The organism is Stenotrophomonas sp. Iso1, from assembly GCF_027497995.1.
Taxonomy (GTDB): Bacteria; Pseudomonadota; Gammaproteobacteria; order Xanthomonadales; family Xanthomonadaceae; genus Stenotrophomonas.
The window spans coordinates 518,455-543,836 of sequence record NZ_JAODBT010000002.1 but is presented as its reverse complement, the minus strand read 5'-3'; the positions used below and the strand labels follow the sequence as shown (position 1 = coordinate 543,836).

22 protein-coding genes and 1 tRNA gene are annotated in these 25,382 nt (G+C 58.5%); 18 read left to right on the top strand and 5 right to left on the bottom strand.

What is annotated here, in order from left to right; translation table 11 throughout:
- Positions 1–32 precede the first annotated feature (32 nt).
- Together PAN08_RS11400 and PAN08_RS11395 are read right to left on the bottom strand one after the other, a co-directional pair.
- Positions 33–764, bottom strand: coding sequence for an AraC family transcriptional regulator (locus PAN08_RS11400; protein ID WP_269791612.1), 732 nt, complete (start codon positions 762–764; stop codon positions 33–35).
- A 142-nt stretch (positions 765–906) separates the two neighbouring features.
- A tRNA-Arg gene (locus PAN08_RS11395) sits at positions 907–983 on the bottom strand.
- A gap of 370 nt (positions 984–1,353) precedes the next feature.
- Here PAN08_RS11395 and PAN08_RS11390 point away from each other — a divergent pair.
- From PAN08_RS11390 to PAN08_RS11370, 5 genes are all read left to right on the top strand, one after another.
- Positions 1,354–1,857, top strand: coding sequence for a hypothetical protein (locus PAN08_RS11390; RefSeq protein ID WP_269791611.1), 504 nt, complete (start codon positions 1,354–1,356; stop codon positions 1,855–1,857).
- Positions 1,858–1,944: 87 nt separating this feature from the next.
- Entirely contained in the window at positions 1,945–3,051 is a 1,107-nt protein-coding gene (locus PAN08_RS11385; RefSeq protein ID WP_269791610.1) for a polysaccharide biosynthesis/export family protein, read from the top strand.
- A gap of 54 nt (positions 3,052–3,105) precedes the next feature.
- Positions 3,106–3,744 carry a YjbF family lipoprotein gene (locus PAN08_RS11380; RefSeq protein ID WP_269791609.1) on the top strand — a complete coding sequence of 213 codons (639 nt, stop codon included), beginning with the start codon at positions 3,106–3,108 and terminating at the stop codon, positions 3,742–3,744.
- 176 nt (positions 3,745–3,920) lie between these two features.
- Complete coding sequence (locus PAN08_RS11375) at positions 3,921–4,493, top strand: capsule biosynthesis GfcC family protein (protein WP_332840102.1); 573 nt, start codon at positions 3,921–3,923, stop codon at positions 4,491–4,493.
- 2 nt (positions 4,494–4,495) lie between these two features.
- A complete protein-coding gene (locus PAN08_RS11370) occupies positions 4,496–6,631 on the top strand; it encodes a YjbH domain-containing protein (protein ID WP_269791608.1) in 2,136 nt (711 codons plus the stop codon).
- A 90-nt stretch (positions 6,632–6,721) separates the two neighbouring features.
- On the opposite strand, the gene PAN08_RS11365 is transcribed toward PAN08_RS11370, so the two are convergent.
- Both PAN08_RS11365 and PAN08_RS11360 read right to left on the bottom strand, forming a co-directional pair.
- Complete coding sequence (locus tag PAN08_RS11365; RefSeq protein WP_269791607.1) at positions 6,722–8,950, bottom strand: polysaccharide biosynthesis tyrosine autokinase; 2,229 nt, start codon at positions 8,948–8,950, stop codon at positions 6,722–6,724.
- Positions 8,951–8,987: 37 nt separating this feature from the next.
- Positions 8,988–9,425, bottom strand: a complete 438-nt coding sequence (locus tag PAN08_RS11360) for a low molecular weight protein-tyrosine-phosphatase (RefSeq protein WP_269791910.1) — start codon at positions 9,423–9,425, stop codon at positions 8,988–8,990.
- Between the two features lie 274 nt (positions 9,426–9,699).
- Between PAN08_RS11360 and PAN08_RS11355 the strand changes: the two genes are divergently transcribed.
- The 8 genes from PAN08_RS11355 (at position 9,700) to galE (ending at position 19,228) form a co-directional block, all read left to right on the top strand.
- Positions 9,700–11,121: an undecaprenyl-phosphate glucose phosphotransferase gene (locus tag PAN08_RS11355; RefSeq protein ID WP_269791606.1), complete on the top strand. Its 1,422-nt coding sequence runs from the start codon at positions 9,700–9,702 to the stop codon at positions 11,119–11,121.
- 51 nt (positions 11,122–11,172) lie between these two features.
- Positions 11,173–12,339, top strand: a complete 1,167-nt coding sequence (locus tag PAN08_RS11350; RefSeq protein WP_269791909.1) for a nucleotide sugar dehydrogenase — start codon at positions 11,173–11,175, stop codon at positions 12,337–12,339.
- 153 nt (positions 12,340–12,492) lie between these two features.
- Positions 12,493–13,512, top strand: a complete 1,020-nt coding sequence (locus tag PAN08_RS11345) for a glycosyltransferase (protein ID WP_269791605.1) — start codon at positions 12,493–12,495, stop codon at positions 13,510–13,512.
- Positions 13,512–14,771, top strand: coding sequence for a hypothetical protein (locus PAN08_RS11340; RefSeq protein ID WP_269791604.1), 1,260 nt, complete (start codon positions 13,512–13,514; stop codon positions 14,769–14,771). The genes PAN08_RS11345 and PAN08_RS11340 overlap by 1 nt, the downstream gene beginning before the upstream one ends.
- 221 nt (positions 14,772–14,992) lie before the next feature.
- Positions 14,993–16,048: an O-antigen ligase family protein gene (locus tag PAN08_RS11335; RefSeq protein ID WP_269791603.1), complete on the top strand. Its 1,056-nt coding sequence runs from the start codon at positions 14,993–14,995 to the stop codon at positions 16,046–16,048.
- Positions 16,035–17,213 (top strand): glycosyltransferase family 4 protein, encoded by a 1,179-nt coding sequence (locus tag PAN08_RS11330; protein WP_269791602.1) that lies wholly within the window; start codon positions 16,035–16,037, stop codon positions 17,211–17,213. The genes PAN08_RS11335 and PAN08_RS11330 overlap by 14 nt, the downstream gene beginning before the upstream one ends.
- On the top strand, positions 17,194–18,156 hold the full coding sequence (locus PAN08_RS11325; RefSeq protein ID WP_269791601.1) for an acyltransferase family protein: 963 nt from the start codon (positions 17,194–17,196) through the stop codon (positions 18,154–18,156). The genes PAN08_RS11330 and PAN08_RS11325 overlap by 20 nt, the downstream gene beginning before the upstream one ends.
- Before the next feature lie 76 nt (positions 18,157–18,232).
- Positions 18,233–19,228: a UDP-glucose 4-epimerase GalE gene (galE, locus tag PAN08_RS11320; RefSeq protein WP_269791600.1), complete on the top strand. Its 996-nt coding sequence runs from the start codon at positions 18,233–18,235 to the stop codon at positions 19,226–19,228.
- A gap of 255 nt (positions 19,229–19,483) precedes the next feature.
- On the opposite strand, the gene kdsA is transcribed toward galE, so the two are convergent.
- Positions 19,484–20,329 carry a 3-deoxy-8-phosphooctulonate synthase gene (kdsA, locus tag PAN08_RS11315; RefSeq protein WP_269791599.1) on the bottom strand — a complete coding sequence of 282 codons (846 nt, stop codon included), beginning with the start codon at positions 20,327–20,329 and terminating at the stop codon, positions 19,484–19,486.
- 259 nt (positions 20,330–20,588) lie between these two features.
- On the opposite strand from kdsA, the gene PAN08_RS11310 reads away from it, so the two are divergent.
- The 5 genes from PAN08_RS11310 to murB all read left to right on the top strand — a co-directional run bounded on the left by PAN08_RS11310 (position 20,589) and on the right by murB (position 25,378).
- Entirely contained in the window at positions 20,589–22,121 is a 1,533-nt protein-coding gene (locus PAN08_RS11310; protein ID WP_269791598.1) for an aldehyde dehydrogenase family protein, read from the top strand.
- 88 nt (positions 22,122–22,209) lie between these two features.
- Complete coding sequence (locus tag PAN08_RS11305; RefSeq protein ID WP_269791597.1) at positions 22,210–22,497, top strand: DUF4190 domain-containing protein; 288 nt, start codon at positions 22,210–22,212, stop codon at positions 22,495–22,497.
- Positions 22,498–22,504: 7 nt separating this feature from the next.
- The gene (locus PAN08_RS11300; protein ID WP_269791596.1) at positions 22,505–23,275 is read left to right on the top strand and encodes a class I SAM-dependent methyltransferase; all 771 of its coding nucleotides are present in this window, start codon (positions 22,505–22,507) and stop codon (positions 23,273–23,275) included.
- 4 nt (positions 23,276–23,279) lie between these two features.
- Entirely contained in the window at positions 23,280–24,335 is a 1,056-nt protein-coding gene (locus PAN08_RS11295) for a quinone-dependent dihydroorotate dehydrogenase (RefSeq protein WP_269791595.1), read from the top strand.
- The gene (gene murB / locus PAN08_RS11290; protein WP_269791594.1) at positions 24,332–25,378 is read left to right on the top strand and encodes a UDP-N-acetylmuramate dehydrogenase; all 1,047 of its coding nucleotides are present in this window, start codon (positions 24,332–24,334) and stop codon (positions 25,376–25,378) included. The genes PAN08_RS11295 and murB overlap by 4 nt, the downstream gene beginning before the upstream one ends.
- Positions 25,379–25,382 lie beyond the last annotated feature (4 nt).

Here is a 25,382-nt window from a genome sequence, read left to right as displayed (position 1 = left end):
CTCACGCCACGCATCTGATTGGGCCGCGCAGTCTAGGCCGTACCCTGCGAAGTGTCTTGACCGAGACTACTGCCCGCTTCGCGCCATTGACCCGGGGTCAGCCCACTTTCCCGACGCAACGCACGGGTCAACGCACTCTGCTCGGAATAGCCAGCCCGTTGCGCGATATCGCTGATGCCGGCGTGGCTGCCCAACAATTGCTGCTTGGCCCAACGCAGCCGCGCGGCACTCACCCAGGCTTGCGGGGACAACGCAAATTCCCGGGCAAATAGCGCATGCAGGCGACTGCCACCGACACCGACTTCCAAAGCCATCCGCGCCACCGACCAATCGTCTCCGGGTGATTTCGCAATGGACATGCATAAGGATTGCAATCGTGCGCCACTGCCGTCGCGGCCGAAATAGCGCAGCAATTGCGGCAGCAGATCGTTCTCCATGCCGTCGGCCTGGATGCTCTGCAACTGGTAGCGAATGCCCTTTGGCAAGGCCAGCCAGCGTTGCCGGCACAGATGCTCAAGCGTGTCGTCGTCCAGCACACCGGCGGGACAATCGATGATCAGACAGTAATTGTCGCCCTGCCCCTCCATATCATGCGCCTCGCGTGGAGCAACGAATGCTCCTTGTAGCCGATCCACACGACCGCCGGACCCACCTACTTCCAATTGCAGGTCTCCGCATATCGGCAGCACCCATTGCGCATAGTCGTGACACTCCAGGCCGGTCGGCTGGAGATAACGGCGCAGATGGCGGGCGGTGGTTGGCATGGGCGCAGTCTGCCTGCGCGACGGCTCACCTAGCAACGTGGCGCCGGAGCAGAATCAGGGAGAGGCCGGACGGTTCGCGGCTATCAAAACGCGGCGCTATTGCTGGCACCGGCGCTTCGTATAGGCCATCTCGCAGCAAACATGGTGACCCCGGCCCGATTTGAACGGGCGACCTGTCCCTTAGGAGGGGACCGCTCTATCCAGCTGAGCTACGGGGCCTAAACGCGGTGGCAAGAGTACAGGCAACGGCTTGTTCGAGCCAGCGCCGGGCGCCTTGTTCCTTACAAACATTACGTTGTCGGCGTGAGCAAACCGCTGGCGGTTGAACGGCCCAAGACGCTGCAACTCAGTCCTCATCGTGTCCGCCAATCCGCCGGCCAATGCTGTTTCTGCAAGGCAGCAATACCGCCCTCCTCTTCTCACGCGGTGGACGGCATTGGCTGACTCCAGCGCCCGCCCCGCCCTCCTATCCGACTTTTCAATGCCGCTTTCCCCCAGCGCGACTTCTCTTCGTCCGATTGACATTAATGGTGATTAATAGAAACAATCGGTGAGTTTTTTAAAGCTAATGGAATAGGAGCCCCATCAAATGAAGAAGATGTCCGCTGTCCTGGTTCTCATGGGGCTTTCCCTGCCCGTTGCCGCTCAGGACACATCGCCCGTCCCCCGCCAAGAAATCGCTCCGTCCCAGATTTTTGTGTCGGCCACTGAGCCCACCGACGCCATGGATATCGCAACTGCATCTGAAGCGGCCGCACTGGATGCAGATGCTCAGAATCAGTGGGCCGAAGCCTCGGAAGTACCGGGAGACGTGTCCCAGGAACCCTTCGCACACGACAGCCTTTCTCACGATGTCGCCACGGCTGAATCGGCCGCTGCAGAAAACACGGCTGCCGAGATCTCTGGCGAATGGGCAAGCGACGGCATCGCGGCAGGCGCCCAAGGTGCCCAGGTTGCCGCCACCGGCACCCTGACTACGGCCGCCACCGTAGGGTTTGGCATCGCTGCCGCCGCCGCGATCTACAGCGTGGCCGCAGACAGCAGCGATAACAGCACCTCCCCCAACTCGGGCGGCACCACCGGCACCCGCTAAACAATCAAGCCGTAATCGCAGCAATGCCCATGCCGGACACCACGTCGGCGTGGGCATCGTTTTGCCCTGATGGCCAGGAAGAATCCGATGCATTGCAAGCACCTCGCCACCCTTCTGGCGTCCGCGTTCCTCCTGACTGGCTGTCTTTGGGCGCCGGGACAACATATGCGCCATGGCGCCTTGGTGAGCGACGGCCGAGCGCAGGGGCATGACCAGATCGCGCTGATCCCGATCACGCCGAAACTGATCGCAATGGAGAGAGCTGAGCGTGATGCCTTCTCTTTTCCCCCAGCGCTTTCCCGCTATCAACCCGAGCCCTACCGCATCGGCGCCGGCGACATTCTGTACATCACCGTTTGGGATCACCCCGAATTGACCGTGCCGGCAGGTCCGCAGCAGCAGCTCAATGCTGCTGGGCGTCTGGTCCAATCCGACGGCACGTTGTTCTACCCGTATATCGGCAAGATTCCCGCCGCAGGCAAAACGCCAGGGCAGTTGCGTGAGGACATCACGACCAAGCTGGCACGCTACATCGAAGCGCCGCAGGTCGATGTCTCCATGCTCACCTACGCCAGCCAGCGTGTCTGGGTTACCGGCGCGTCGCGCCAACCGGCAGCCGTGCCGCTCACCGTTACCCCGCTGACGCTGGCCGATGCCATCAGTCAATCCGGTTTGGATTCCACGCAGGCTGACCTTTCCGGCATCCGCCTGACCCGCGATGGCATCACCCACATCATCGATCTGGATCGCATAAGCCAGGACCTGGGCGGCGCAAACATTTACCTGAAGGCCGCCGATCAGATTTACGTCCCTTACCTTGATCGCAAGGAAGTGATCGTCGTGGGTGAAGTAGGTCAACCCGGTGCATTGAGCTTCCGTACCGGTGACATTTCGCTCAGCCAAGCGCTGGGCCGCGCACGCGGCCTGTTGCAGACAACCTCCAATGGCAACGCCATCTATGTCATCCGTGGCACCAGCGCTCTGCAGCAAGCGCCCGCGCAAGTCTTTCATCTGGAAGCCCGCTCACCGGCGGCTTTCGCGGTAGCCAGCCAATTTGAGCTGCTGCCAGGCGATGTGGTGTTTGTCGGCGCTGCAGGCGTTACCCGCTGGAGCCGCTTCGTGAATCAGCTGTTGCCGTTCTCGGCGATCATCAGCAACGCGGCCAGCACGCGCAGCGATCTCGATAGCAACTGACGTCGCCGAATGATGAGCAGGAACGCTCCGATCAGTCGGCCGACAATGCGCGCCATGTCCATGCTGCTTGTGGCCATCACGATGAGCGGTTGTGGCGCCATTGGGCAATCAAGCATCAAGGCGGTTCGTTTGGCAATCCAGGGCACGCCAGATGTGCAGGCCACGGCGAGAGAGGTCGCGGCCAATCGCTTTCCGCAGATCAAAGTGACCGGTCCGAACGGCGGCGCCATCCTGGTGCTCGGAAACCTCGATGACGGCCGCCAAGCCTGGTACAGCAGCGAACGCAGCATCGTGTTCCTACGCGATGGCGTGATTGTCGCCACCCACGGCGGCATCCCGGAGCTGCGGCAGATGGCGATCATCGGCGCCAATCCATTTCATGACCTGCGCCAACTGAAGCCGGGCACACGCGTGGAACGTCGCTATGACGTGATGCCCGGCCATCGTTATGGCATGCGCGTCACCGGGCACTTGCAGAAGCAAGGCCGTGAGCCAGTACAGATTCTGGGACGCACGCGCGAGTTGGAGCATGTGCGCGAACGGTTGAACGGTCACGGCTGGAAGCGTGACAACCACTACTGGGTCGACCCTGCCAACGGCTTCATCTGGAAAAGCGTGCAAGCCATTGGCCCTGACACCAGTCTGGAACTCATCCAATTCAAACCCTACGCCCCAGATCTAAGAACGCGATGAAGCCGCTTGCGTCCGTCGTGATGCTCGGAATGATGCTGACAACGTCGGCACAAGCGGCCTCAGCGATCAGTGTTGAAGCCCGTGGCAGCGTTCGCCATCCCGGTATGCACGCCTTGCCTTTGGACGCACGTCTAAGTGCCGCCGCACTTGCGGCCCGTCCCGACAATGACGCGTACATGCTGGGTGCCGCGTTGCTACGGGCACAGGCCATTCCTGCGCAATCCAGACTGAAAGCCGGGCTGCTGTTCGACCTTGAGTTGCTCGCGGCCCAGCCGCAATTTACCGACACCGCGACGCGCATGCGCGCAGAATTCCAGCGCATGCCGGTGACGGGCCGCGTTCCGCAGGTATTGGACCCACGCCCTCTTGAGGCGACCCGCGCGCAGGACCTGCCCGCGCAGAGCGGTGACCGCCTCATCTATCCAAAGCGACCCGACACCATCACCGTCGTAGGCGCGGTAATAAAGCCTTGCAGGTTGCGCCATGACGCGCTGACAGCCGCTGCGAACTACCGCACGCAATGCCCGGTTCTTCCTGTTGCGAGCAGTGACGATCTCTACGTCATCCAGCCGGATGGAAGCCATCGCAAGATCGGCTTTGCATTGTGGAACCGTGACCCAGCGGTATCACTTGCGCCCGGCGCGGTCCTGTACGTGCCATTGGCGGAACACCTCGTGCGCGATATCGCGCCCACCCTCAATGAGGAAGCAGCCGCCTTCCTCGCTACCCAGGTATTGGATGCACGCTGAGCATGAAAGCAAAAGTTCCCCCGTCTCCATCATTGGCAAGCGCCGGCCTTGCACTACTTACGCTCGGCATCTGCAACGTACTGCAAGCGCAGGAGAGGCCGGCGCCAACTGCCAGCGACTGGGGCGGCATCGGCCTGTTGCAGACACCTACTGCACGCATGGCGGAAGAAGGCGAACTGAGCTTCACCGCCAGCCACACATCGCCCTACAGCCGTTACACCATGAGCTTGCAGCCGCTACCATGGCTAGAGGGCTCGTTTCGCTACATTTCCGTGGCCAACCGGCGTTACGGCCTGGAATCGTTGAGCGGCGCGCAGAACTACAAAGACAAATCCATCGATTTCAAAGTGCGTTTGCTGCGCGAACGCCGCTGGTTGCCGGAAATTGCAGCAGGCGTACGCGACGTTGGTGGCACCGGCCTGTTTTCCAGTGAGTACCTGGTCGCCAACAAACGCTGGGGGCAAGTAGATGCAAGCCTGGGATTGGCTACCGGCTACATTGGCAACCGCGGTGATTTCGGCAATCCATTGCGCCACATCGATGATCGATTCGCGACACGCCCTGGCAACGACAACGGCACCTCCACCGCGGGGAGCTTGAACACCAGCAGCATGCTCCGCGGCCCTGTCGGCCTGTTTGGTGGTCTCACCTACCAAACGCCTTGGAAGTCGCTGCAGTTGAAGCTCGAGTACGAGGGCAACGACTACACGCACGAACCGCAGCAGAACCACCAGCGTCAGCGTTCACCGCTCAACCTCGCCGCCACCTACATGCCGCATCGTAACGTGCAACTGCTGCTCGGCTGGGAGCGTGGCGATGAAGCCGTGGTCGGGATCAGTATCCACGGCAACCTCGGTCGGGCCCGCCAGTCCCCCAAACCGCTGGATCCCCTCCCCATCGCCGTCGACTCCCATTCGCAAGCACAGCAGACAGCCGGAAATTGGTCTGCAGTTGTAGAACAACTCGAAGAAAACGCAGGCCTTCGTGTTTCGCGAATTTCCAGGAAGGGCCCGGAGCTGGTCGTCACCGGCGAGCAGCAGCGATTCATCGAACCGGCGAAAGCGCTAGGCCGCACTGCACGCATAGTAGATGCCTCGGCACCTGTCGACATTGAGTGGCTCACGGTCCGCAATACCCGCTTCGGTTTGCCTGTAATTGAAACAAGCATCGAGCGCCGTGCTTTCAACGCCTATACGGATAGCCGCGTAACGCTTTCACAGTTGGCCCACAACATCGAGGTTGCAGCCCCCAGCAATCACTACCGGCATACGATCTACGAAGCGCCACAACCCCGCTTCAATGGTGAATTCAACGTCGGCTACCGCCAATCACTGGGCGGCCCAGATGGCTTTATCCTGTTCCAGTTGACCGGCCTGTACACGGCGGATATGCAGTTCTCTCAGGGCATCTGGCTGCATGGGATGCTGAGCTACAACGCTTACAACAACTACGACAAGTTCCGCTATGACGCGCCGAGCAAACTGCCGCGCGTGCGCACACATATTCGTCAATACCTAACTACCGAAAATCTGACACTCCCCAATTTTCAGCTGACAACCACCGCTCAGCTGGGTCGTGACTGGTACGGCATGGCGTACGCAGGCTTGCTGGAGACCATGTATGCAGGTGTTGGCGCCGAGCTGCTCTATCGGCCATTCAATCAACCGTGGGCGCTGGGCTGGGATCTGAATCTGGTCCGACAACGCGGGTTCGATCAACGCTTCTCCCTGCGTGACTACCGTGTCACCACCGGCCATGCCAGCCTCTATTACACGTGGGGAACGCAGCGAACGATGGTCGGCGTACTCAGCGCCGGACGTTACTTGGCCAAGGACTGGGGCGCCACGTTGTCGGTTACGCGCATGTTCGAGAATGGCGTCGGCATGGGTGCGTACGCGACCAAGACCAATGTGTCTTCCGAGGATTTTGGCGAAGGCAGCTTCGACAAAGGCATCTTCGTCTCGGTGCCGTTCGACCTGATGCTTCCCCGCTCCACCCGATCGCGCGCCAGCTTCAACTGGAACCCGCTGTATCGCGATGGCGGCGCGCGACTTTCGCGCACGTACAATCTCTACCAGATCACAGCGGAGCGTGAGCCCGGCGCGCTAATGAACAACCTCCCCGCGATTCTGGAATAGCGACCAACAAACGCATCTGCGTAAAGAATAAGGGGCCGACTGCTTTCGCTGCCGGCCCCTTTCATTTTCTCAATCAAGAAGCGCTCCGCCTCACGCCTTGTCGGCGGCGTAGTCGTAGTAACCGTAGCTGTAGTAGCCCGTGGCACGCTTTTCCACCGCATTGAAGATGGCACCCTTCACTTGCACGCCGTTGCGCTCAAAGCATTTCATCGAGAGCAGAATCTCCTTGGGCTGGTTGACCCCGAAGCGAGTGACCATCAAGGTCGAACCCGCATGCTTGGCGACGACTACGGCGTCGGTGACCGCGAGTATCGGCGGCGTATCCACGATCACAAGATCGTAAGCTGCCGCCAGTTGCCCCAGCATCTGTTCAAAGCGCGGATGCATCAACAACTCGGCTGGATTGGGGGGAGTATCACCACGCGTCATGTAATGCATGTTCGCAAGCCCCCGCACCACCGCGATAACGTCTTCGGCCAGAGTGCTCCCTGCCAGGACGTCGGACAGTCCCTTCGCCAACCCCACCCCCAGCACCTTGTGGACGGTGCCTTTACGCATATCCACGTCGATAATCAGCACGCGCTGGCCACCCTGTGCGATCACAGCCGCAAGGTTGGCAGCGACAAACGTTTTACCCACGCCAGGACGTGGACCAGAAATGGCCAGGACGTTGTTCTTTGCCTCCATCATCGCGAAATGCAGGCTGGTACGCAGGCTCCGTAGAGCTTCCACCGCGAGGTCAGCGGGCTCCACCTTCGCCAACAGATGCGATTGGCCTGCTGCATCGTCGTGCTTATGCCGCCCTTTGCGCTTCTGAGCCTGTAACAGGCTGCGGGAGTTACTCAAAGGAATGGCGGCATACACCGGCAACCCCAGCTCTTCAATCTGGGCAGGGTCTTCAATGCCGGGGTTCAACATACGCAATACGAACACAGCACCAATGGACAGAAAGCCCCCCAGCAACGTTGCCGCCAGCACCACCAGCAACTTGCGCGGCTTGACCGGACTGCTCATATCTACGACTGCGGGATCGACAATGCGTACATTACCGACAGTACCCGCGCGCGCCACATCCAGCTGCTGTGCCTGGTTCAACAATGCCGTGTACAACTCGTTGCTCACCTGCAGATCGCGCGTCAGCCGCAGCAACTCCTGCTGCGTATCGGGCAAGGCACTCACGTCCCGTCGGAAACTGTCCTTGCGCGCCTGCAACCCCGCAATCTGATTCATGAGTGCGCGGTAGGCCGGGTGCTCCCGCGTGAAGCTTCGATCCATTTCGGCCTGTTTCATATGCAGCTGTTGGATGCTGGCTTCAACCGATACCTCCTGCTCCAGCAACCCCTTCGTCTGCAACGTGATGTCCACCGAGTTCGCGCGAGATTGATAGCTGGCCATTGCTGCCTGCGCGCTTTCCACCTGTTTGCGCACAGCTGGCAACTGATCCTTCACGAACTGCAGCTGTGAAGCAGCCTCAGCTGAACTACGGTCCACATTCTGCCGAACGTAGGTTTCGGCCACCTTCTGCACCAGCGTCTCCGCACGCAGCGCATCGGTGTCCTCATAAGTGATACGCAGTATCCCCGACTCCTTGCCTTGCTCGGACGCCTTGATTTCTTCCTGCAAGCCGGCGATCACATCCAGTCGACGCCGCTTGGATACCTCGAAATGCGCACCCGGATTGGCCCGGAGCACCGCCACCTCAACTACGGCGCCATTTCCTTCTGAAGGCGCACCCACCGTGCCTCTTAACAACGTCTCGTTGCCTTCACCCAACAGCACATAGCTACCGGGAGCCTCGCCGGCAACCAGGGTAAGCGGTTCATCCAGCAGCGACGTTGGAACTTCAAGCCGATGAATCAGCAGCGATTCGCCGCCCCATCCATAGCGTGCAAAGCCCGGAATCGGGCTGGCAATAGCATCGACCGTGCTGGCCTCAAAGCGTCGTGCAAAGAAGCCACCCAACAACGGAAAGCGTTTCGGCTCGGCCTTGATATCCAACTGCATCTGATCCACCGCCGTACCAACCACCGTACGCGAGGTGAGCAAAGCCACCTCCGTGGTCGAGGCACTGCTGCCACCGCCCGTCAGCGATGTCAGATCCGCCAACCCTGGAATCGAAGGCATTCGGGATTCAACCTGCACCATTGCCTGCGCCTGATAGACGGGCGTGACCAATAATGCATAGGCCGCACCGACAACACAGAAAAGCAGCGTGGTGCCAATGATCCACCACTTGCGATCAAGCACAACGCCGAGCAGCTCGCGCAGGTCAATCTCTTCTTCGTCGCGGGCTACCCGCGTACCGGCTTCCTTTGTCATGACTTCCATTCGTTGAGTACGCCGCATTGAGCGGACGTTATTTGATGTAGGTGGACCAACGGCTGACGCCCTGCTCAATCAGCGCATACACATGCTCGAAAGCAATCCGTTGCTGGCGATAGGGATCTGGCACTTCCACACCGTCCCAATGACCCAGCAAAAAGGTTTTGCCGCTGACCTGCGGGACATCCCGGGTGATGCGAGCGACGTGCACACGTTCCATCACCAGGATCAAATCCGCTGCAGCCAGTACGGACGGCGACGCCTGGCACCCGCGATGACTCGCGGACTCATGGCCACGTTCGCGCAGCAGCGCGGCGGCCATTGAGTCAATCGGCTTTCCAACCAGCGCCTGCAGCCCTGCGGAAGACACTTCTACTCCCACGCGACCACGCATTTGTTGCCGCATCAGGATCTCTGCAGTGGGACTGCGGCAGATGTTGCCGACACAGACGAACAACAACTTTTTGAACACGTAGGTCTTTCTCCTTCTCCACTCGTCTTTTTTTGCGTCGTCGTTGAGAGGTGCAACACGCTGGCATTGGGGCCTGAGAACGGACAAACCCTGCATCAGCCAACCCATCAACTTAGGACCAAACGCCTTGTTTTCTGCCGCTTTTTAAGGCCAAAGCGCACCGCAACCAACTGGACCACTCGAGATTGAATGATATTATATGTGAGTAAGTGCAAGTTTTGTTGCGCGCAGAAATCGGCACCACTGGGCGTCGATGTCATCAGGGAAGAACGTCATGTGGATCGCACCGCAACAGCCCGGCAGCGGGCTTTGGAAACTTTCCAGCAACCGAATCTCGGCCTGCCTCGGCCTGATACTGAGAGTCGGAGATCCACTGTTGTTGGCTGGCACCGCGATTGCCGCGTACCGGTGGCGATTTGAAGATTTTCTGCTACCCGTCAACTGCTGGCGCCTGATCGCCATCACCCTTCTGCTCGCCCTGCTGGTGCTCGGCGCCTCGCCAATTTATCGCAGCTGGCGCGGGCGCAGCCTGAGCGCCGAAGCCGGCAGCTTGATACTGCGGTGGCTAATCATCTTTGGTTCGCTGCTCGCCTATATGGTTGCCATCGAGGCGGCAGACGAACGCTCTCGTCTATGGCTGGCCTCATGGTTCGGCCTGAGCCTTACAGGCGCCCTGGCTCTTCGCTTCGTGGTGCGCAATAGCGCAGCGTGGGTGCGTTCCCAAGGCTTTGATCTACGCAGCGCGGTCATCGTTGGCGCGAGTCCTGATGCGCAGCTCATCGTTGACACGCTTCAGGACAACACCTGGGCGGGCATCACCATCAACGGCTGGTTCTCCACCGACGCGGACCGTTGCCGGATTGATGGCCCACAGATGCTGGGTAACCTTGAATCACTTCGCGCCTATGTCGAAAGCAACGCCATCGAACAGGTATGGATTGCGCTGCCGATGCGCGAGGAAGCGCAGATCGCATTGGTGCTTACCCAGCTGCAACATTCGACGGCCGACATCAAATTCGTGCCTGATATGTTCGGTATGCATCTGCTTAATCAATCCGTTGAGCAGGTCGCGGGCCTGCCCGTAATCAATCTCCAGCAAACCCCGTTCAGCGGGAACGCACGGCTGCTCAAAGCGCTGGAAGACCGGATCCTGGCCGGGCTGATTCTGCTCTTCATCTCACCCGCCATGCTCGGCATTTCCATCGCCGTGAAACTGAGCTCACCGGGACCGGTCTTCTACCGTCAGGAGCGCATGAGCTGGAACAACAAAACCTTCCAGATGCTCAAATTCCGTTCGATGCCGGTAGACGCTGAAAGCGGCACCGGCGCGGTTTGGGCCAAGGCCGGTGAATGCCGTGCCACCCGGGTAGGCGCGTTCCTGCGCAGGACCAGTCTCGACGAACTGCCACAGTTCTTGAATGTCCTGCTTGGTGACATGTCCATTGTCGGCCCTCGCCCCGAGCGACCGGTGTTCGTGCACCAGTTCAAGCACGACGTCCCGGCCTACATGAAAAAACACATGGCTAAAGCTGGCATTACCGGCTGGGCGCAGATCAACGGCTGGCGTGGTTCGACCGACCTGCAGAAGCGCATTGAGTGCGACCTCTTCTATATCGAAAATTGGTCATTGTGGTTTGACCTTCGGATCATTTTCGCGACGCTCTTCAAGGGCTTTGTTCATAAGAACGCGTACTAGGCCGAGCAGATGCAGTACTTAGCAAACATCCCGATCGAAGCGCTCGCGCCGATGAAAATTGCAGTGGTGGGAACCGGCTATGTCGGCCTGTCCAATGCTGTCCTACTTTCCCAGCATCACCACGTGACCGCACTGGACATTGACCTCAACCGGGTCGATGCCATCAACCGCGGCCAAAGCCCCATCGAAGATGCTGAGATTGAGCAGTATCTTGCACAAGAAAATCTCAATCTAAAGGCAACACTGGACAAAGCGCACGCCTACACCGACGCGACGTTTGTCATCATCGCAACGCCGACTGACTACGACCCATCCAGCAACTACTTCGACACAACCACCGTCGAAGCCGTGATTGCCGACGTGATGGCAATCAATCCAACCGCAACGATGGTGATCAAGTCGACTGTGCCTGTCGGTTACACCGCACGCGTTCGGAAAAAGATCGGCAGCGAGAACATTCTGTTCTCCCCTGAATTCCTTCGGGAAGGACGTGCCCTGCACGACAACCTGCATCCCAACCGAATCGTCATCGGTGAGCGCTCTGATCGCGCCCGACTATTTGCGGCCCTGCTCCTGCAGGGAGCGATTCGAAAACATGCACCGGTGATCTTTACCGATTCAACCGAAGCCGAAGCGATCAAGCTCTTTGCCAATACATACTTGGCAATGCGTGTTGCATTCTTCAACGAGCTGGATACCTATGCGGCAAGCCATGAGCTGGACACCCGCCAGATCATCGAAGGCGTGAGTCTGGATCCGCGAATTGGCAACCACTATAACAATCCGTCTTTCGGCTACGGCGGATACTGCCTACCGAAAGACACTAAACAGCTCCTCGCAAATTATAGAGACGTCCCGCAGAACCTGATTCGGGCGATCGTGGATTCCAATACAACCCGCAAGGATTTCATTGCGGATGAAATCACACGCTCTAATCCGAGAATCGTCGGCATCTATCGACTGATCATGAAATCAGGATCGGACAATTTCCGTGCGTCCAGCATCCAGGGAATCATGAAGCGTTTGAAAGCCAAAGGCTTGAAAGTAATCATCTACGAGCCTGTGCTGAAGGAATCCGTTTTTTTCAACTCTCGGGTTGTCAATGACCTCGCTGAGTTCAAGACACAAGCTGACGTCATCCTGGCCAATCGCGCGACGAGCGACCTGTCTGATGTGCTTGGAAAAGTTTATACACGCGACCTGTTCGGTAGTGACTGATGCCAACCAAGTCAATCTGAGGGGTCTAAAAAAGTGTTCCTGATACTACTGTGCGCCATCACTGTGCTCTGCGCTCTAGCCGTGGTCTATCCCTATGTGGGCTACCCCGCAATATTGAGCTGCCTCCCTCGAAAGCCGCTTGCATGTCACCCGGTGAAAGCCGTTGATGGCGCGAACTTCAGCTTGCTCTTCTGTGCATACAACGAGGCGGCATCCATGCCGACCAAGCTGGGCAATCTCAGGGCGCTGAAGTCCCGCTATCCCGCGCTTGAAATACTTGCCTTCGATGACGGCTCGGTCGATGGCACAGCTGCACTGATCGCGCAAGACGCCACCCTTGTAACGCTGGTCAAAGGTGATGGGCGCAACGGCAAAGCCCACGGCATGAAACTCTTGGCCAAGAGAGCCCGAGGCAGGTTTCTGATCTTCACCGATGCCAACGTACTGCTGGACACCGATGCTCTGACGTCGCTGGATGCATGCTATGCGGATCCTTCCGTCGGCGGAGTATGTGGTTCTCTGCATTACCTGGCCGCAGAAGGAACCGTAACTGCGAAAATCGGAGGACTGTATTGGCGGCTGGAAGAGCGCATCAAGGATCTTGAATCCGTTAGCGGGAGCGTAATGGGAGCCGACGGCTCCATTTTCTCGATAAGAGCGGAGCTCTACCCTGATTTTCCCGACACTGTACTCGATGACTTCACGACATCAATGGAGGTCGTTTTCCGCGACAAGCGGCTGATCAAGTCGAATAATGTTCGCGCATTCGAACAGCTGGTCTCGTCGCGCTCGGACGAGTACGCACGCAAAATCAGAATTGCGGCAAGAGCGTTCCACACACACATGACCTGCTCACACAAGCGAAAGAACCTCACCTTGGCGAATAAGTTTCGATACTTCTCACACAAGACGTTGCGATGGTTCGGGGGCGGGTTCTTGGTGATAGGCGCCGTGACGGGCATTGGAGCTATTACATTGCTTAATCCCGCACTGGGAATCGGCACGCTAACCGTGCTCGCTGCTGCCTTCTACATTGGGCTGCGCTTCCAGGCAGGCACTCTTTCTTCAATCGTCGAGATTGTAATCGCCATGATCGCGACATTGACTGGTGTATTCAGGGCTATCAGAGGCCAGACTTTTGCCACTTGGAATCCAGCCAAGTCCCGAATCTGATGAAATTCCTGATCCCAATAATTTCCCGATACAGCTCTATTCTTGTCCAATTCATACTGATCACACTGATCGCTCGAACGTTGCCTTCACACGATGCCGGGGCTTATTTCGCAATCTCCGGCGTGGTTCTATCCATCTACTTTATCGCAGGCCTCGGCATTCCAGACGGACTCGTCGCAGCCTGCCCCAGCGCCGCAGCGGTCGGGAGGAGCGATACCATCCGAGGCATGGTCATAAAGGGATTGGCATACTCCTGCGCATTATCGATCATTGTTCCAATCTGCACCTTCATCATAGTTCTAACCTTTCTCAAAGAGGCCGATAGCGCATTCCATGCAGCCATCTGGTCTGCAGGCTACAGCCTGACTTTCATCGCATCACAAACACTTGTTGCCATGAAGAAGGTGCAATGGGGGTCGTTCATATTCTATTCCGCGATCAACGCCTGCATTTGCTTCAGCACGATCCCCTACTTATTATTCGCGGCGTCGCCAAACCTGCAGAGCGCATTGGCAATCAATGCATTTGCCGCACTTTTTGCTGGTACCGCCGCACTCGTACTCACGGTATCCCAGGCAAGCAAACTGGAAAGAAGTCCGAGCCCCGCGAGCCTCACTGCTCTTTGGAAGAATGGAGTTCTGATATCGGCGGGAAGAGTAGTGCAGGCCGCGATTCTCTGGACCCCCGTTTGGATCGCAAGCGTGCTCCTGACCCATAGTGACGCAGCTGAACTGGGTTTGGCAGGGCGCTTGCTGTCTATCGTCGGTGCGCTGCTAGCCGCAATCCGTTTTTCCGTTAGACCTACCCTGGCATTTCTCGCAGTCAAAAAAGATTGGCAGGCAGTGGAAAAAATATCCGGCGAAGTCGCTTTCGTTGCCAGCACATTTACGCTCACCGCAATGGGCGCGACCTGGCTTTTTGGCGAAGACGCGATCGCATTAGTATACGGGCAAGACTACAGCGCAGTTACGGCATTACTACTTATCATGCTTGGTGCCATCTTGGCCGAAAGCCTCAGCGGGACAGTCGACGAAGCTCTGAAAATGAGCATGCACTCTGCCGTCGCTCTGGCATCGCAAGTTACTGCCCTTGCGCTAGTAGTCGTACTCGGCGTCGTACTCGCCAGCCGTTATGGCGCTCCTGGCGCGGCGTTCGCTTCGGTGGTGGCCTTTATCGTCATGTATGGAATTCAGATTTTGGGGCTTTTTAGACTCTACGGGATCATTGTGCTTCCAAAGATCCCGCATAGAAAGCCATGAATTTCCACTCCGCGAACTGATCTGCATGCCGCGTGGAATTGCGATACCGATGCGCCTCGTGACCATTCAAGACACCGCAAGAACGCACAACCAAGCACAAGGCCAATAAAATTACACCGCTCACCCGATCCCACGCCGTAGAGTCAGTCATCGGCCTGCTTCCATTGTATATCTGCCCGCTGTCTGCCTTCTTCTCTGATACAGGTCCAATAGGCAGTGCGTTGATCTCGATTTCCGCCGCCCTCTGCGGCTTGATTTTCTTGATCAAGAAAGAGCGCATCGGCGAGATACTTCAGTTGGGCTGGCCATTGATTGCACTTTGCCTTTGCTACACAGCGTCACTCGCGGTGCATCCCTCGTTTACAGCTCTCAAGCATTCGCTGGCTGTCCTATCAATTACGTTGTTTTTCTTCTTCTATGTTCAGAACGGATCTACCATAAGAAGAAATCCGATTTTCCTGATCGGCGCCACTATGGCAAGCATTGCTTTCCTGATGCCATCCCTTCTCGGGTTGAACATGAAGAATTTTGACGGCGGCATGGCCTTCTACGGCATGTGCGTCATCGTATTTTTGTTCATGGGAAACCGCCCCCCGAACAGTTCAATCGCCATAACCATCGCCATAGCGTTCGGCGCAGCAACGTCCATCTATGGGTATCTGATAGATTTCCGCATGCTGATAACCTACGGCATGCTGCTCGCGCTCTGTTACCTGCTGCTTTCCTGGCGCCCCGGACTTACACGACTGTATCGCAGTTCATTTTTACTACTAATTACCACGATCGGCGCGACGATGTTCTTTTATATGAACATCGAAAATTCACTTTACCTCACCGAAATAAACGACTTCTTTATCAGGACCACGGATCGCCCTGCCCTATCCGGGCGCCAGATCCTTTGGCCGGCCATTGCCAGCGCAATATCAGAAAACCCATGGATTGGGCTTGGCGCCGGCACGTTGCCGTCGGACATCATCGACACCGATTTCAGCGCGCATAACTACTATCTTCAAGTCACTTTGCAGGTGGGATTGATCGGCCTGACTCTAGCGCTCACATGCGTTTATAGGATTTGGCGCGAACTTTTCAAAGCGAAACGGAAAGCATCCTCACTGATATTCGCGATCGCCACATTGATCATCTTCGTTCTGCACAACGCGTCAGAGGTGATCATGTTCCAGAATGCTCTACGCGTCGCAATTCCTGCTTGGATAATCTTCTTCATTGCAACATCTTCCAGTATCCGTGAGGCAACGCAATCCGATGAATCAATCTAAACCACAGATCCTTGTCGTTGCGAAGGCCTACCCGCCCATCGTAGGTGGCGTCGAAACCTACTCCGAGGCTCTCGTCCGCGCGTATATGCGCCGAGGCCTGGAACCCACTGTACTCACTCAGACCACAGGACGCGCCGGCTGGCACAAAGTGGAGTATCCAGAAGGCAGCATCGACGTTTTCAACACCGGTGCAGGCAATCAGGCTTGGGTTTTCTGCCGTTTCATGGCAGCGATGGCTCGCCTGCACACTAAAAGACGATTCGCGTTCATGCATGCGACGACCTGGCGCCCTGCATTGGCGATTTTGCCGTTCACCCGTAACACCCTGATGCTCATTACCGTCCATGGTCGCGAAGTGATGAACTATCCGTGGATACTCAAGCGTCCGATGATTGAGTTACTGAGACGTGCCGACATGGTCATCACCGTCTCTCACGCGACCATGGAAATCGCACGCACCGCACTCCATGGTCGAAGCGTCCTCGGTCGCTGGATCGTCGCGTTCAACGGGATCAGCTATCCCGACGAGGCAAAGCACCACATCCGTGAACCCACGGCGACGGATCGCCCTGTTCGATTGCTATCACTCGCACGCCTCGTCCCGCGAAAGAATATTCAGGGCTGTATCTCGGCGCTCGGGGAGCTCCACGCAGAGGGCATCAACGGTTTCGAATACTGGGTCGCTGGAACCGGCCCGATGGAGCAGGAATTACGCGCCGCAGTCCTTGACCTCGGCCTCCAAGAACACGTCCGCTTCCTGGGTTATGTGCCAACGAACGAACTGACCAGCCTCTACCAGAACGCTGATGTATTTCTGCATCCGCAAACCAACGTTGGCGAGGGTAATGATTTCGAGGGCTTTGGACTGGTGATCGCAGATGCCATGTCGTTTGGCTGTGCGGTGGTGGCAGGAGAAGCGGGAGGCCCTAGAGACTTCATCCAGAATAATTCAAATGGAATTCTTGTCGACGGATTGAACGGGAGTGATTTGAAGTCGGCCATCATTGATCTGATAAACAAACCAGATCTCCGCGAGCGCCTTTCGGAATGCGGACAGGCCTATGCGATAACCAAGCTCTCTTGGGATGCCCATGTAGACCAGATCATGAGCTCGATACCCCCTAGTCGTCACGCTTGCTCTGCACATGCAACAGATGACCACTAAGGGAAGCCGAAGCCTGTCTGTCGACCTTCTGAAATTCGCGCTTGCCTTCTTCGTTGTCGCAATCCATGCGCACTTCCTGCAGGATCTTGACCACAGCATCGGGTACATCCTTGTAAACGGCATCTTCCGGATTGCCGTCCCAGTCTTCCTCATTATTAATGGCTACTACCTATTCGACATACTGGAACGCGGGCTATTCACTCCATGGCTGAAGCGCATTCTTTTGCTATATGCATTCTGGATGACCGCATACTTACCACTCTGGGCTTTCGATCAAAACGCAAGAGCCGCTGTACTCGTCCACCGCCTGATCTTTGGCTTTCATCATCTATGGTATATCGCCGGAATGATCGGTGGCGGCCTGTGCCTATATATGATATCCGGCGTGAATTCAGCAGTTGGAACAGGAATCGCCATAGCAGCATTTAGTGTCGGCGTGATGATTCAATATATTGGCGCATATGACATTTTCAGCCCTCCGGCCGACACGTTCCTTAGCTATAACTGGTCGCATCGAAATTTCCTGCTGCTCGCATTTCCATTCATGTATGCAGGCATGTGCATAAGAAAGTTCAATCTAGCCAACGCGATTTCAAAGCGCACCACCTTGCTCGCCTGCGCGTTCGGCCTCATTGGCCTATCAATAGAGTGCACGATCAACCTTCATTTCAACGTCGGAACGGACGGGTTTGACAACCTTCTGTTACTCGCATTGATCTGCCCCGCCATTGTGTTGCTCGCACTCCGCTCAACTAGAAAATATTCTGGAAAGTCATTTTCCGCATTATCCTCTGGCATTTATTTCACGCACCCGGCTGTAATTTATTTACTAGCCCCCACCCTTTTCAGCAGTGTCTCACTGTTCCTGGTGACGTCAGCTATCTCCGTGCTCGCGGCACTTCTGCTCACCCGAATCAATCGGCAATTCCCGTATCTACTGTAGTTCCGTCATGGTCACGGCGGATCTCTTTGATGATTTCGCCCCATAATGAATAGCGTAAATCTTCAGGAAATAGACAATGAGCGGACTCCTCATCTGCGGCGGCGCCGGCTACATCGGCAGCCACATGGCCCAGTGGCTGAGCGAACACGGCCACAACGTCACCGTGCTGGACAACCTCTCCACCGGGCATCGCGACGCTGTGCGTTGGGGCGAGTTTGTCGAGGCCGATCTGCTGAATCCTGCTTCGTTGGACAAGGCCTTCCAAGGCCGATGCTTCGATGCGGTCATGCATTTCTGCGCCCGCTCGCTGGTCGGCGAATCAGTCAGCCATCCCAACGCGTACTACACCAATAACGTCACCGGCACGTTGAATCTGCTCGATGCCATGCGTCGGCACGACGTTGATCGCATCGTTTTCTCTTCGACCGCAGCGGTGTTCGGCAATCCCATCAACGAACGGATTGATGAAGACCACCCCAAGAACCCCATCAACCCTTACGGCGCCAGTAAATTGATGGCCGAACGCATTCTGGCCGACGCAGCAACAGCCTATGGCCTGCGCTCAGTCGCACTCCGCTACTTCAATGCCGCAGGCGCCCTGCCCGATCACGGCATTGGCGAAGCACATGCCTGCGAGACGCATTTGATTCCGAACGTGCTGCGCGCCGCACTCGGCAACGGACCCGCACTGAAGGTGTTCGGCGATGACTATTCAACCGCCGATGGCACCTGCGTGCGTGACTACGTGCATGTGCAGGATCTGGCGCAGGCGCATTCGCTGGCGCTCGCTTACATGGACAACAACGAAGGTGCCCATGCCTTCAATCTCGGCAATGGCCGCGGCTTCTCAGTGCGCGAGGTGATCGACTGCGCGCGTGTCATCTCCGGCCATGCGATTCCTTATGAGGTCGCATCGCGTCGCGAGGGTGATCCGGCAACGTTGGTTGCCTCCAGCCAGAAGGCACGAGAGCAATTGGGCTGGCAGCCGCGCTGGACGGAGTTGGCGCCCATCGTTGAAAGCGCCTGGCGTTGGCATCGTGACCCGCCGAGTTGGTTCCCCCGCCACGCCTGATCGGCCATCGCCGATTTTCGACTTGATAAACAAACACGGCGCTTCCGCCTCACGGGAGCGCTGCTTCTGTCTGATCGGCATTTGACGCATTGATTGACTGGTTCGTACTCCGCAAAACCAGTCCGCAGATCAACAGCCGTTGATCGAATTTTTGGCGTCCGGCGCGTTGCGCATAAGGACGACGATTCCCACTCGGAAATCACGCGGGCCGGCTGTCACGTCGACATACCGGCCGCGCGCTCTGATGCCCGCGGGTCAGGCGATATCCAGCACCGGGAATGACTTCACCAACTCATCCAACGCCTTGATCTGTGTCAGGAACGGCTCCAGCACATCGAGTGGCAACGCACTGGGGCCGTCGCAGCGCGCATTGTCCGGATCCGGATGTGCCTCAAGAAACAGGCCTGCGATACCTACGGCCATGCCCGCGCGAGCCAGCTCGACCACCTGACGACGGCGTCCGCCCGACGCTTCACTGCCCGCATCGCGACGCTGCAAGCTGTGGGTGACGTCGAAGATCGCTGGCAGCCCGCCGGTAGCTTCGATCATTTCGCGGAAGCCGAGCATATCCACCACCAGATTGTCGTAACCGAACTGCGCGCCACGCTCACACAGAATGATGCGCTCGTTGCCAGCCTCACGGATCTTGCTGGTGATGTGCTTGATCTGCGTAGGGCTGAGAAACTGCGGCTTCTTGACGTTGACCGCGCGACCGGTGCGGGCGATGGCCGTGACAAGATCAGTCTGCCGGGCCAGGAATGCAGGAATCTGCAACACGTCCACCACTTCCGCAACCGGTGCAGCTTGTGCCACTTCGTGTACGTCGGTGATCACCGGGACACCAAAGCGCTGCTTCACCTGCTCGAAAATACGCAGCCCTTCCTCCAGGCCTACGCCACGGAAGGAGGTGATGGAGGAACGATTGGCCTTGTCGAAAGAGGCCTTGAATACGTAAGGAATCTCCAGCCGGCGAGTGACCTCCACGTAACGCTCGGCGGCGTACAGGGTGGAGTCCAGATCCTCCAGCACGTTGAGGCCACCGAAAAGCACGAACGGCAGGCTGTTGCCGACCACTACTCCATCCGAAATCGTTACGTTCATTTGTCCTTCCTGTTCAACATCGGGGGAAGCCCCTACCAAGGTCGGCGAATATCGCCGAAAACGGCGCCGAGCGACAGCGCCATGCGTCGCAACGCAGCATTGTCGCAACGCCTCCATGCACGGCCACGCGCCGACATCGCCTCGGCCGTATCCACCCGCGCGGGGCTATCGGTTCACTCTGATACTATGTGGCGCTCACCCCGTCGCCCCCACTGCACCCACGACGGCGCCAAAATAACGTTAAGAAACAGGAGTTTGCATGTCTTCTGAGCTACTCAAGGCTTTGGCCTTGGATGCCACCAACGCTGGCACGTATCTGGGTAACGGAGAGTGGTCGTCCGCCTCCGGCGCGGGCGTCCTCAAGCCGCAGAACCCGACCACCGGCGAGGTGATCGCAGAAGTCCAGGCGACGACCGAGGCCGATTACGAAACCGTGATCGCCCGTGCGCAGGAAGCCTACAAGGTGTGGCGCACCACACCGGCCCCACGCCGCGGTGAAGCCGTACGCCTATGCGGCGAAGCACTGCGCAAGCACAAGGACGCACTGGGGTCGCTGGTCGCACTGGAAATGGGCAAGTCCAAGCCGGAAGGTGACGGCGAAGTACAGGAGATGATCGACATCGCCGACTTCGCGCTGGGCCAGAGCCGCATGCTGTACGGCTACACCATGCACTCCGAGCGCCCCGGCCATCGCATGTACGAGCAGTACCATCCGCTGGGTCTGGTCGGCATCATCTCGGCCTTCAATTTCCCGGTCGCAGTGTGGAGCTGGAATGCATTCCTGGCCGCCATCTGCGGTGACATCTGCATCTGGAAGCCATCCAACAAGACGCCTCTGACCGCCATTGCCACGATGAAGATCTGCAATGACGCGCTGAAGGACGGCGGCTTCCCGAATCTGTTCTTCCTGATCAACGATGCTGGCACCGCGCTGTCGGAAAAGATGGTCGAAGACCGCCGCGTGCCGCTGATCTCCTTCACCGGTTCCACCCAGGTGGGCCGCACCGTCAACCAGAAGGTTGCCCAGCGTCTGGGCCGTTGCCTGCTGGAACTGGGTGGCAACAACGCCATCATCATGGATGAGTCCGCCGACCAGAAACTGGCCGTGCCGGGCATTGTGTTCGGTGCCGTCGGCACTGCCGGCCAGCGCTGCACCACCACGCGCCGCCTGATCGTGCATGAATCCATCTACGACAACGTGCTGGCCACGCTGGTCAAGGCGTACAAGCAGGTGGAAGGCAAGATCGGCGACCCGACCGATGCCGCCAATCTGATGGGCCCGCTGAACAGCCCGGAAGCCGTGCAGCAGTTTCTGGCTTCCATCGAGAAGGCCAAGGCCGCAGGTGGCACCGTCGAGATTGGCGGTACCGCCATCGATCGTCCGGGCAACTTTGTCTTGCCGGCTATCGTCACCGGGCTGAAGAACAGCGATGAAATCGTCCAGCACGAGACCTTCGCCCCGATCCTGTACGTGATGAAGTACAGCACCCTGGACGAAGCCATCGACATGCAGAATGGCGTGCCGCAGGGCCTGTCCTCGTCCATCTTCACCACCAATCTGAAGACTGCCGAGAAGTTCCTGTCGGCAGCCGGCAGCGATTGCGGTATCGCCAATATCAACATCGGCACCTCCGGCGCCGAGATCGGTGGCGCCTTCGGTGGCGAGAAAGACACCGGCGGTGGCCGTGAGTCCGGGTCCGATGCCTGGAAGGTGTATATGCGCCGTCAGACCAACACCATCAACTACTCCGACTCGCTGCCGCTGGCCCAGGGCATCAAGTTCGACCTGTGATGGGAACGGCTCCCGCCCCGGCGGGAGCCTTTGCATAATGCGGACGGGTTTTCCGTCCGCTTTTCCGCATCTACAAGGAGGTCCAACGATGAGCATCCCCGCCCCCCGCCAGACCAGCAGCTATGCCGTGATCAGCTTGGTTGCCGGCATCCTCGGTTGGACCTTGCTACCGTTTCTGGGCAGCATTGGCGCCATCATCTTCGGCCACCTTGGCCGCGGTGAAATCCGCCGTAGCAACGGTCAGATGGAAGGCGACGGGCTGGCAATTGCTGGCCTGATCCTCGGCTGGCTGTCCGTGGCGCTGTGGGTCATCGGCATTTCGCTCTTCATCGTCTTCTTCGGCGGCTTGGCCTGGATCGCGGCCCTGAATTCGTGAGGTCCGCATGAGTCACTCCGATTCAACCGAACGCTTCAGCAGCCGTGTGGCCGACTACGTCCGCTATCGGCCCGGCTACCCGCCTGCACTGCTGGAATGGTTGCATCGTGACATCGGCGTGCCTGCCGAAACCCAGGTCGCCGACATCGGCGCCGGCACTGGTATTTCTACCCAGCTTTTTCTATCTGCCGGCCACCCAGTGATCGCCGTAGAGCCCAACGGCCCCATGCGCGATGCCGCAGCGCAGTGGCTCACTGCAGATTACCCGCGGCTTACTGTGGTCGACGGCACTGCCGAAGCCACCACGTTGGCAGATGCCAGTGTCGGTCTGGTCGCCGCAGCGCAGGCCTTCCATTGGTTTGATACCGCTGCAGTGCGCCGCGAATGGGCGCGCATTCTGCAGCCCGGAGGCATGGCGCTGGTGTTCTGGAACTCACGCCTGCTGGATGCCTCACCGTTTCTGGTCAGCTACGAACGCTTGTTGATCGACTACGGCACCGACTACACCGAGGTCGCCGAGCGGTACCAGAGTGATGACGAAATGCGCGCCTGGTTCGGCGACGGCCTGCGCGGCATCGCGCGCTTCCCGAACGTGCAGCACCTGGACCTGCAAAGTCTGCGTGGCCGCCTCCTGTCCTCCTCGTATGCACCGCAAGCCGGGCATCCGCGCCACCTTCCCATGCTGGCTGCCCTGCAGCAGTTGTTCGACGCCTGTGCCATCAACGGCCAGGTCGCCTTCGAGTACCAAACCCGTGCCTTCATCGGCACGTTGAACTGAGCTTATGTATTCCATTGCCCGCCCCTTTTTGTTTGCTTTCGACGCCGAACGTGCACACGGTCTGGCCCTGTCCGCGCTGGACCTGGCTTGGCGCACCGGCACCACACCACTGGTCGCAAGCCGCGCCAAACCGATGCCGACCAGCGTCTATGGTTTGAATTTTCCCAATCCCGTTGGCCTGGCCGCTGGCCTGGACAAAAACGGCGAGCACATCGATGCGCTGTTCGCGCTGGGTTTTGGCTTTGTCGAAATTGGCACCATCACCCCGCGCCCGCAGGACGGCAATCCCAAACCGCGCTTGTTCCGGCTGCCAAAACATGGCGCCATCATCAACCGCATGGGCTTCAACAACCAGGGCGTGGATGTGCTGGTGAAGAATGTCGAGCGCGCGCGTCATCGTCCCGGGCCGCTTGGCATCAACATCGGCAAGAACAAGGACACCGCCAATGAAGATGCGCTGTCCGATTACCTGATCTGCATGGAAAAGGTTTACCCGCTGGCCGACTACATCACGGTCAACATTTCCTCACCCAACACGGCCGGTCTGCGCGAGTTGCAGGAAGAACAAGCGCTGCGTCGACTCGTCGGTGGACTGCGTGAGGCACAGGAACGGCTGGCCAGCCAGCATGGACGTCGCGTGCCGATGCTGGTCAAAGTCGCACCGGATTTGAACGACCGCGATATCGACGCCGCCGCACGCGTGCTGGGCGAGCTCGGGGTGGATGGCGTCATCGCCACCAACACCACCATCAGCCGTGAGGCGGTTGAAGCCGATCCGCTGGCCAAGGAAGCCGGTGGTTTGTCGGGTGTTCCGCTACTGGGTCAGTCCACGCTGGTGCTGCGTCGTTTGCGCGCACGCCTACCGGAATCGGTGCCGTTGATCGGCGTCGGCGGTATCAGTTCCGGTGCCGACGCAGTGGCCAAGATGGCCGCTGGCGCCTCACTGGTGCAGTGCTATAGCGGGTTGATTTTCCAGGGCGCCGGCTTGATCGGTGACTGCGTCGAGGCGATTCGTCGCCGTCGCGAATCCCCCTCCGGAGGCGCCGTCGCACCGCTATGACGACCACTCCCCCCGCTTGGTCGCTCATCGAAAACGCTTCGCTGCAGCACCTCAATACCTTCCATGTCACCGCGCATGCGCCATGCCTGTTGCAGGTGAACGACCCCGCCTCGCTTCCGGAAGTGTTGGCCACCATCGTCGGCAACAGTCCGCTGCTGGTACTGGGCAGCGGCAGCAACGTGCTGCTGGCGGCCGACCCCGAAGGCACCGTACTGACCTTCACCAATCGCGATATCACCATCCTTGAGCACCGTGCCGACCACACCATCGTGCGCGCCGGTGCCGGCGTCAATTGGCACGAACTGGTGGTGTGGTCACTGGGCGAAGGCCTGTCCGGCCTGGAAAACCTGGCCTTGATTCCCGGCTCGGTCGGCGCCGCCCCCATCCAGAACATCGGTGCCTATGGCGCGCAAGTTGGCGACTTCATCCAGACCGTCGAGGCCTGGGACACGCAGGAACAAACCTGGGCTCGGCTGGACCAGGAAGCCTGCCGCTTCAGTTACCGCGACAGCCTGTTCAAACACGAAGCCGATCGTTACCTGATTACGGCCGTCGAGTTCCGCCTGCCGCTGCTGCATGAACTGCGACTGGATTACGCCGGCATCCGCGACGAACTCAAAGCCATGGGCATTGATCTGCCCGCCGCTGCCGATGTCGCCAACGCCGTCATTGCCATTCGTCGCCGCAAGTTGCCCGATCCCGACGTGCTCGGCAACGCCGGTAGCTTCTTCAAAAACCCGGTACTGCCACTGGACCAGGTAGACGTGCTTCTGCAGCACTATCCAGAGTTGCCAGTGTTCCCGGGCAATGACGAAAGCAGCCGCAAGATCTCCGCCGCCTGGATGATCGAGGCCAGTGGCTGGAAGGGGCAACGCGTCGGCGATGCCGGTATCTCGCCCAACCACGCACTGGTACTGGTCAACCACGGCACGGCAACGGGCGCGGAATTGCTGGCACTCGCCCGCCGTGTCTCAGCAACCGTGCTTGAGAAATTTGGCGTTCCCATCGAACCGGAACCACGGTTGGTCGGCGCACAGTGGTGAGCAA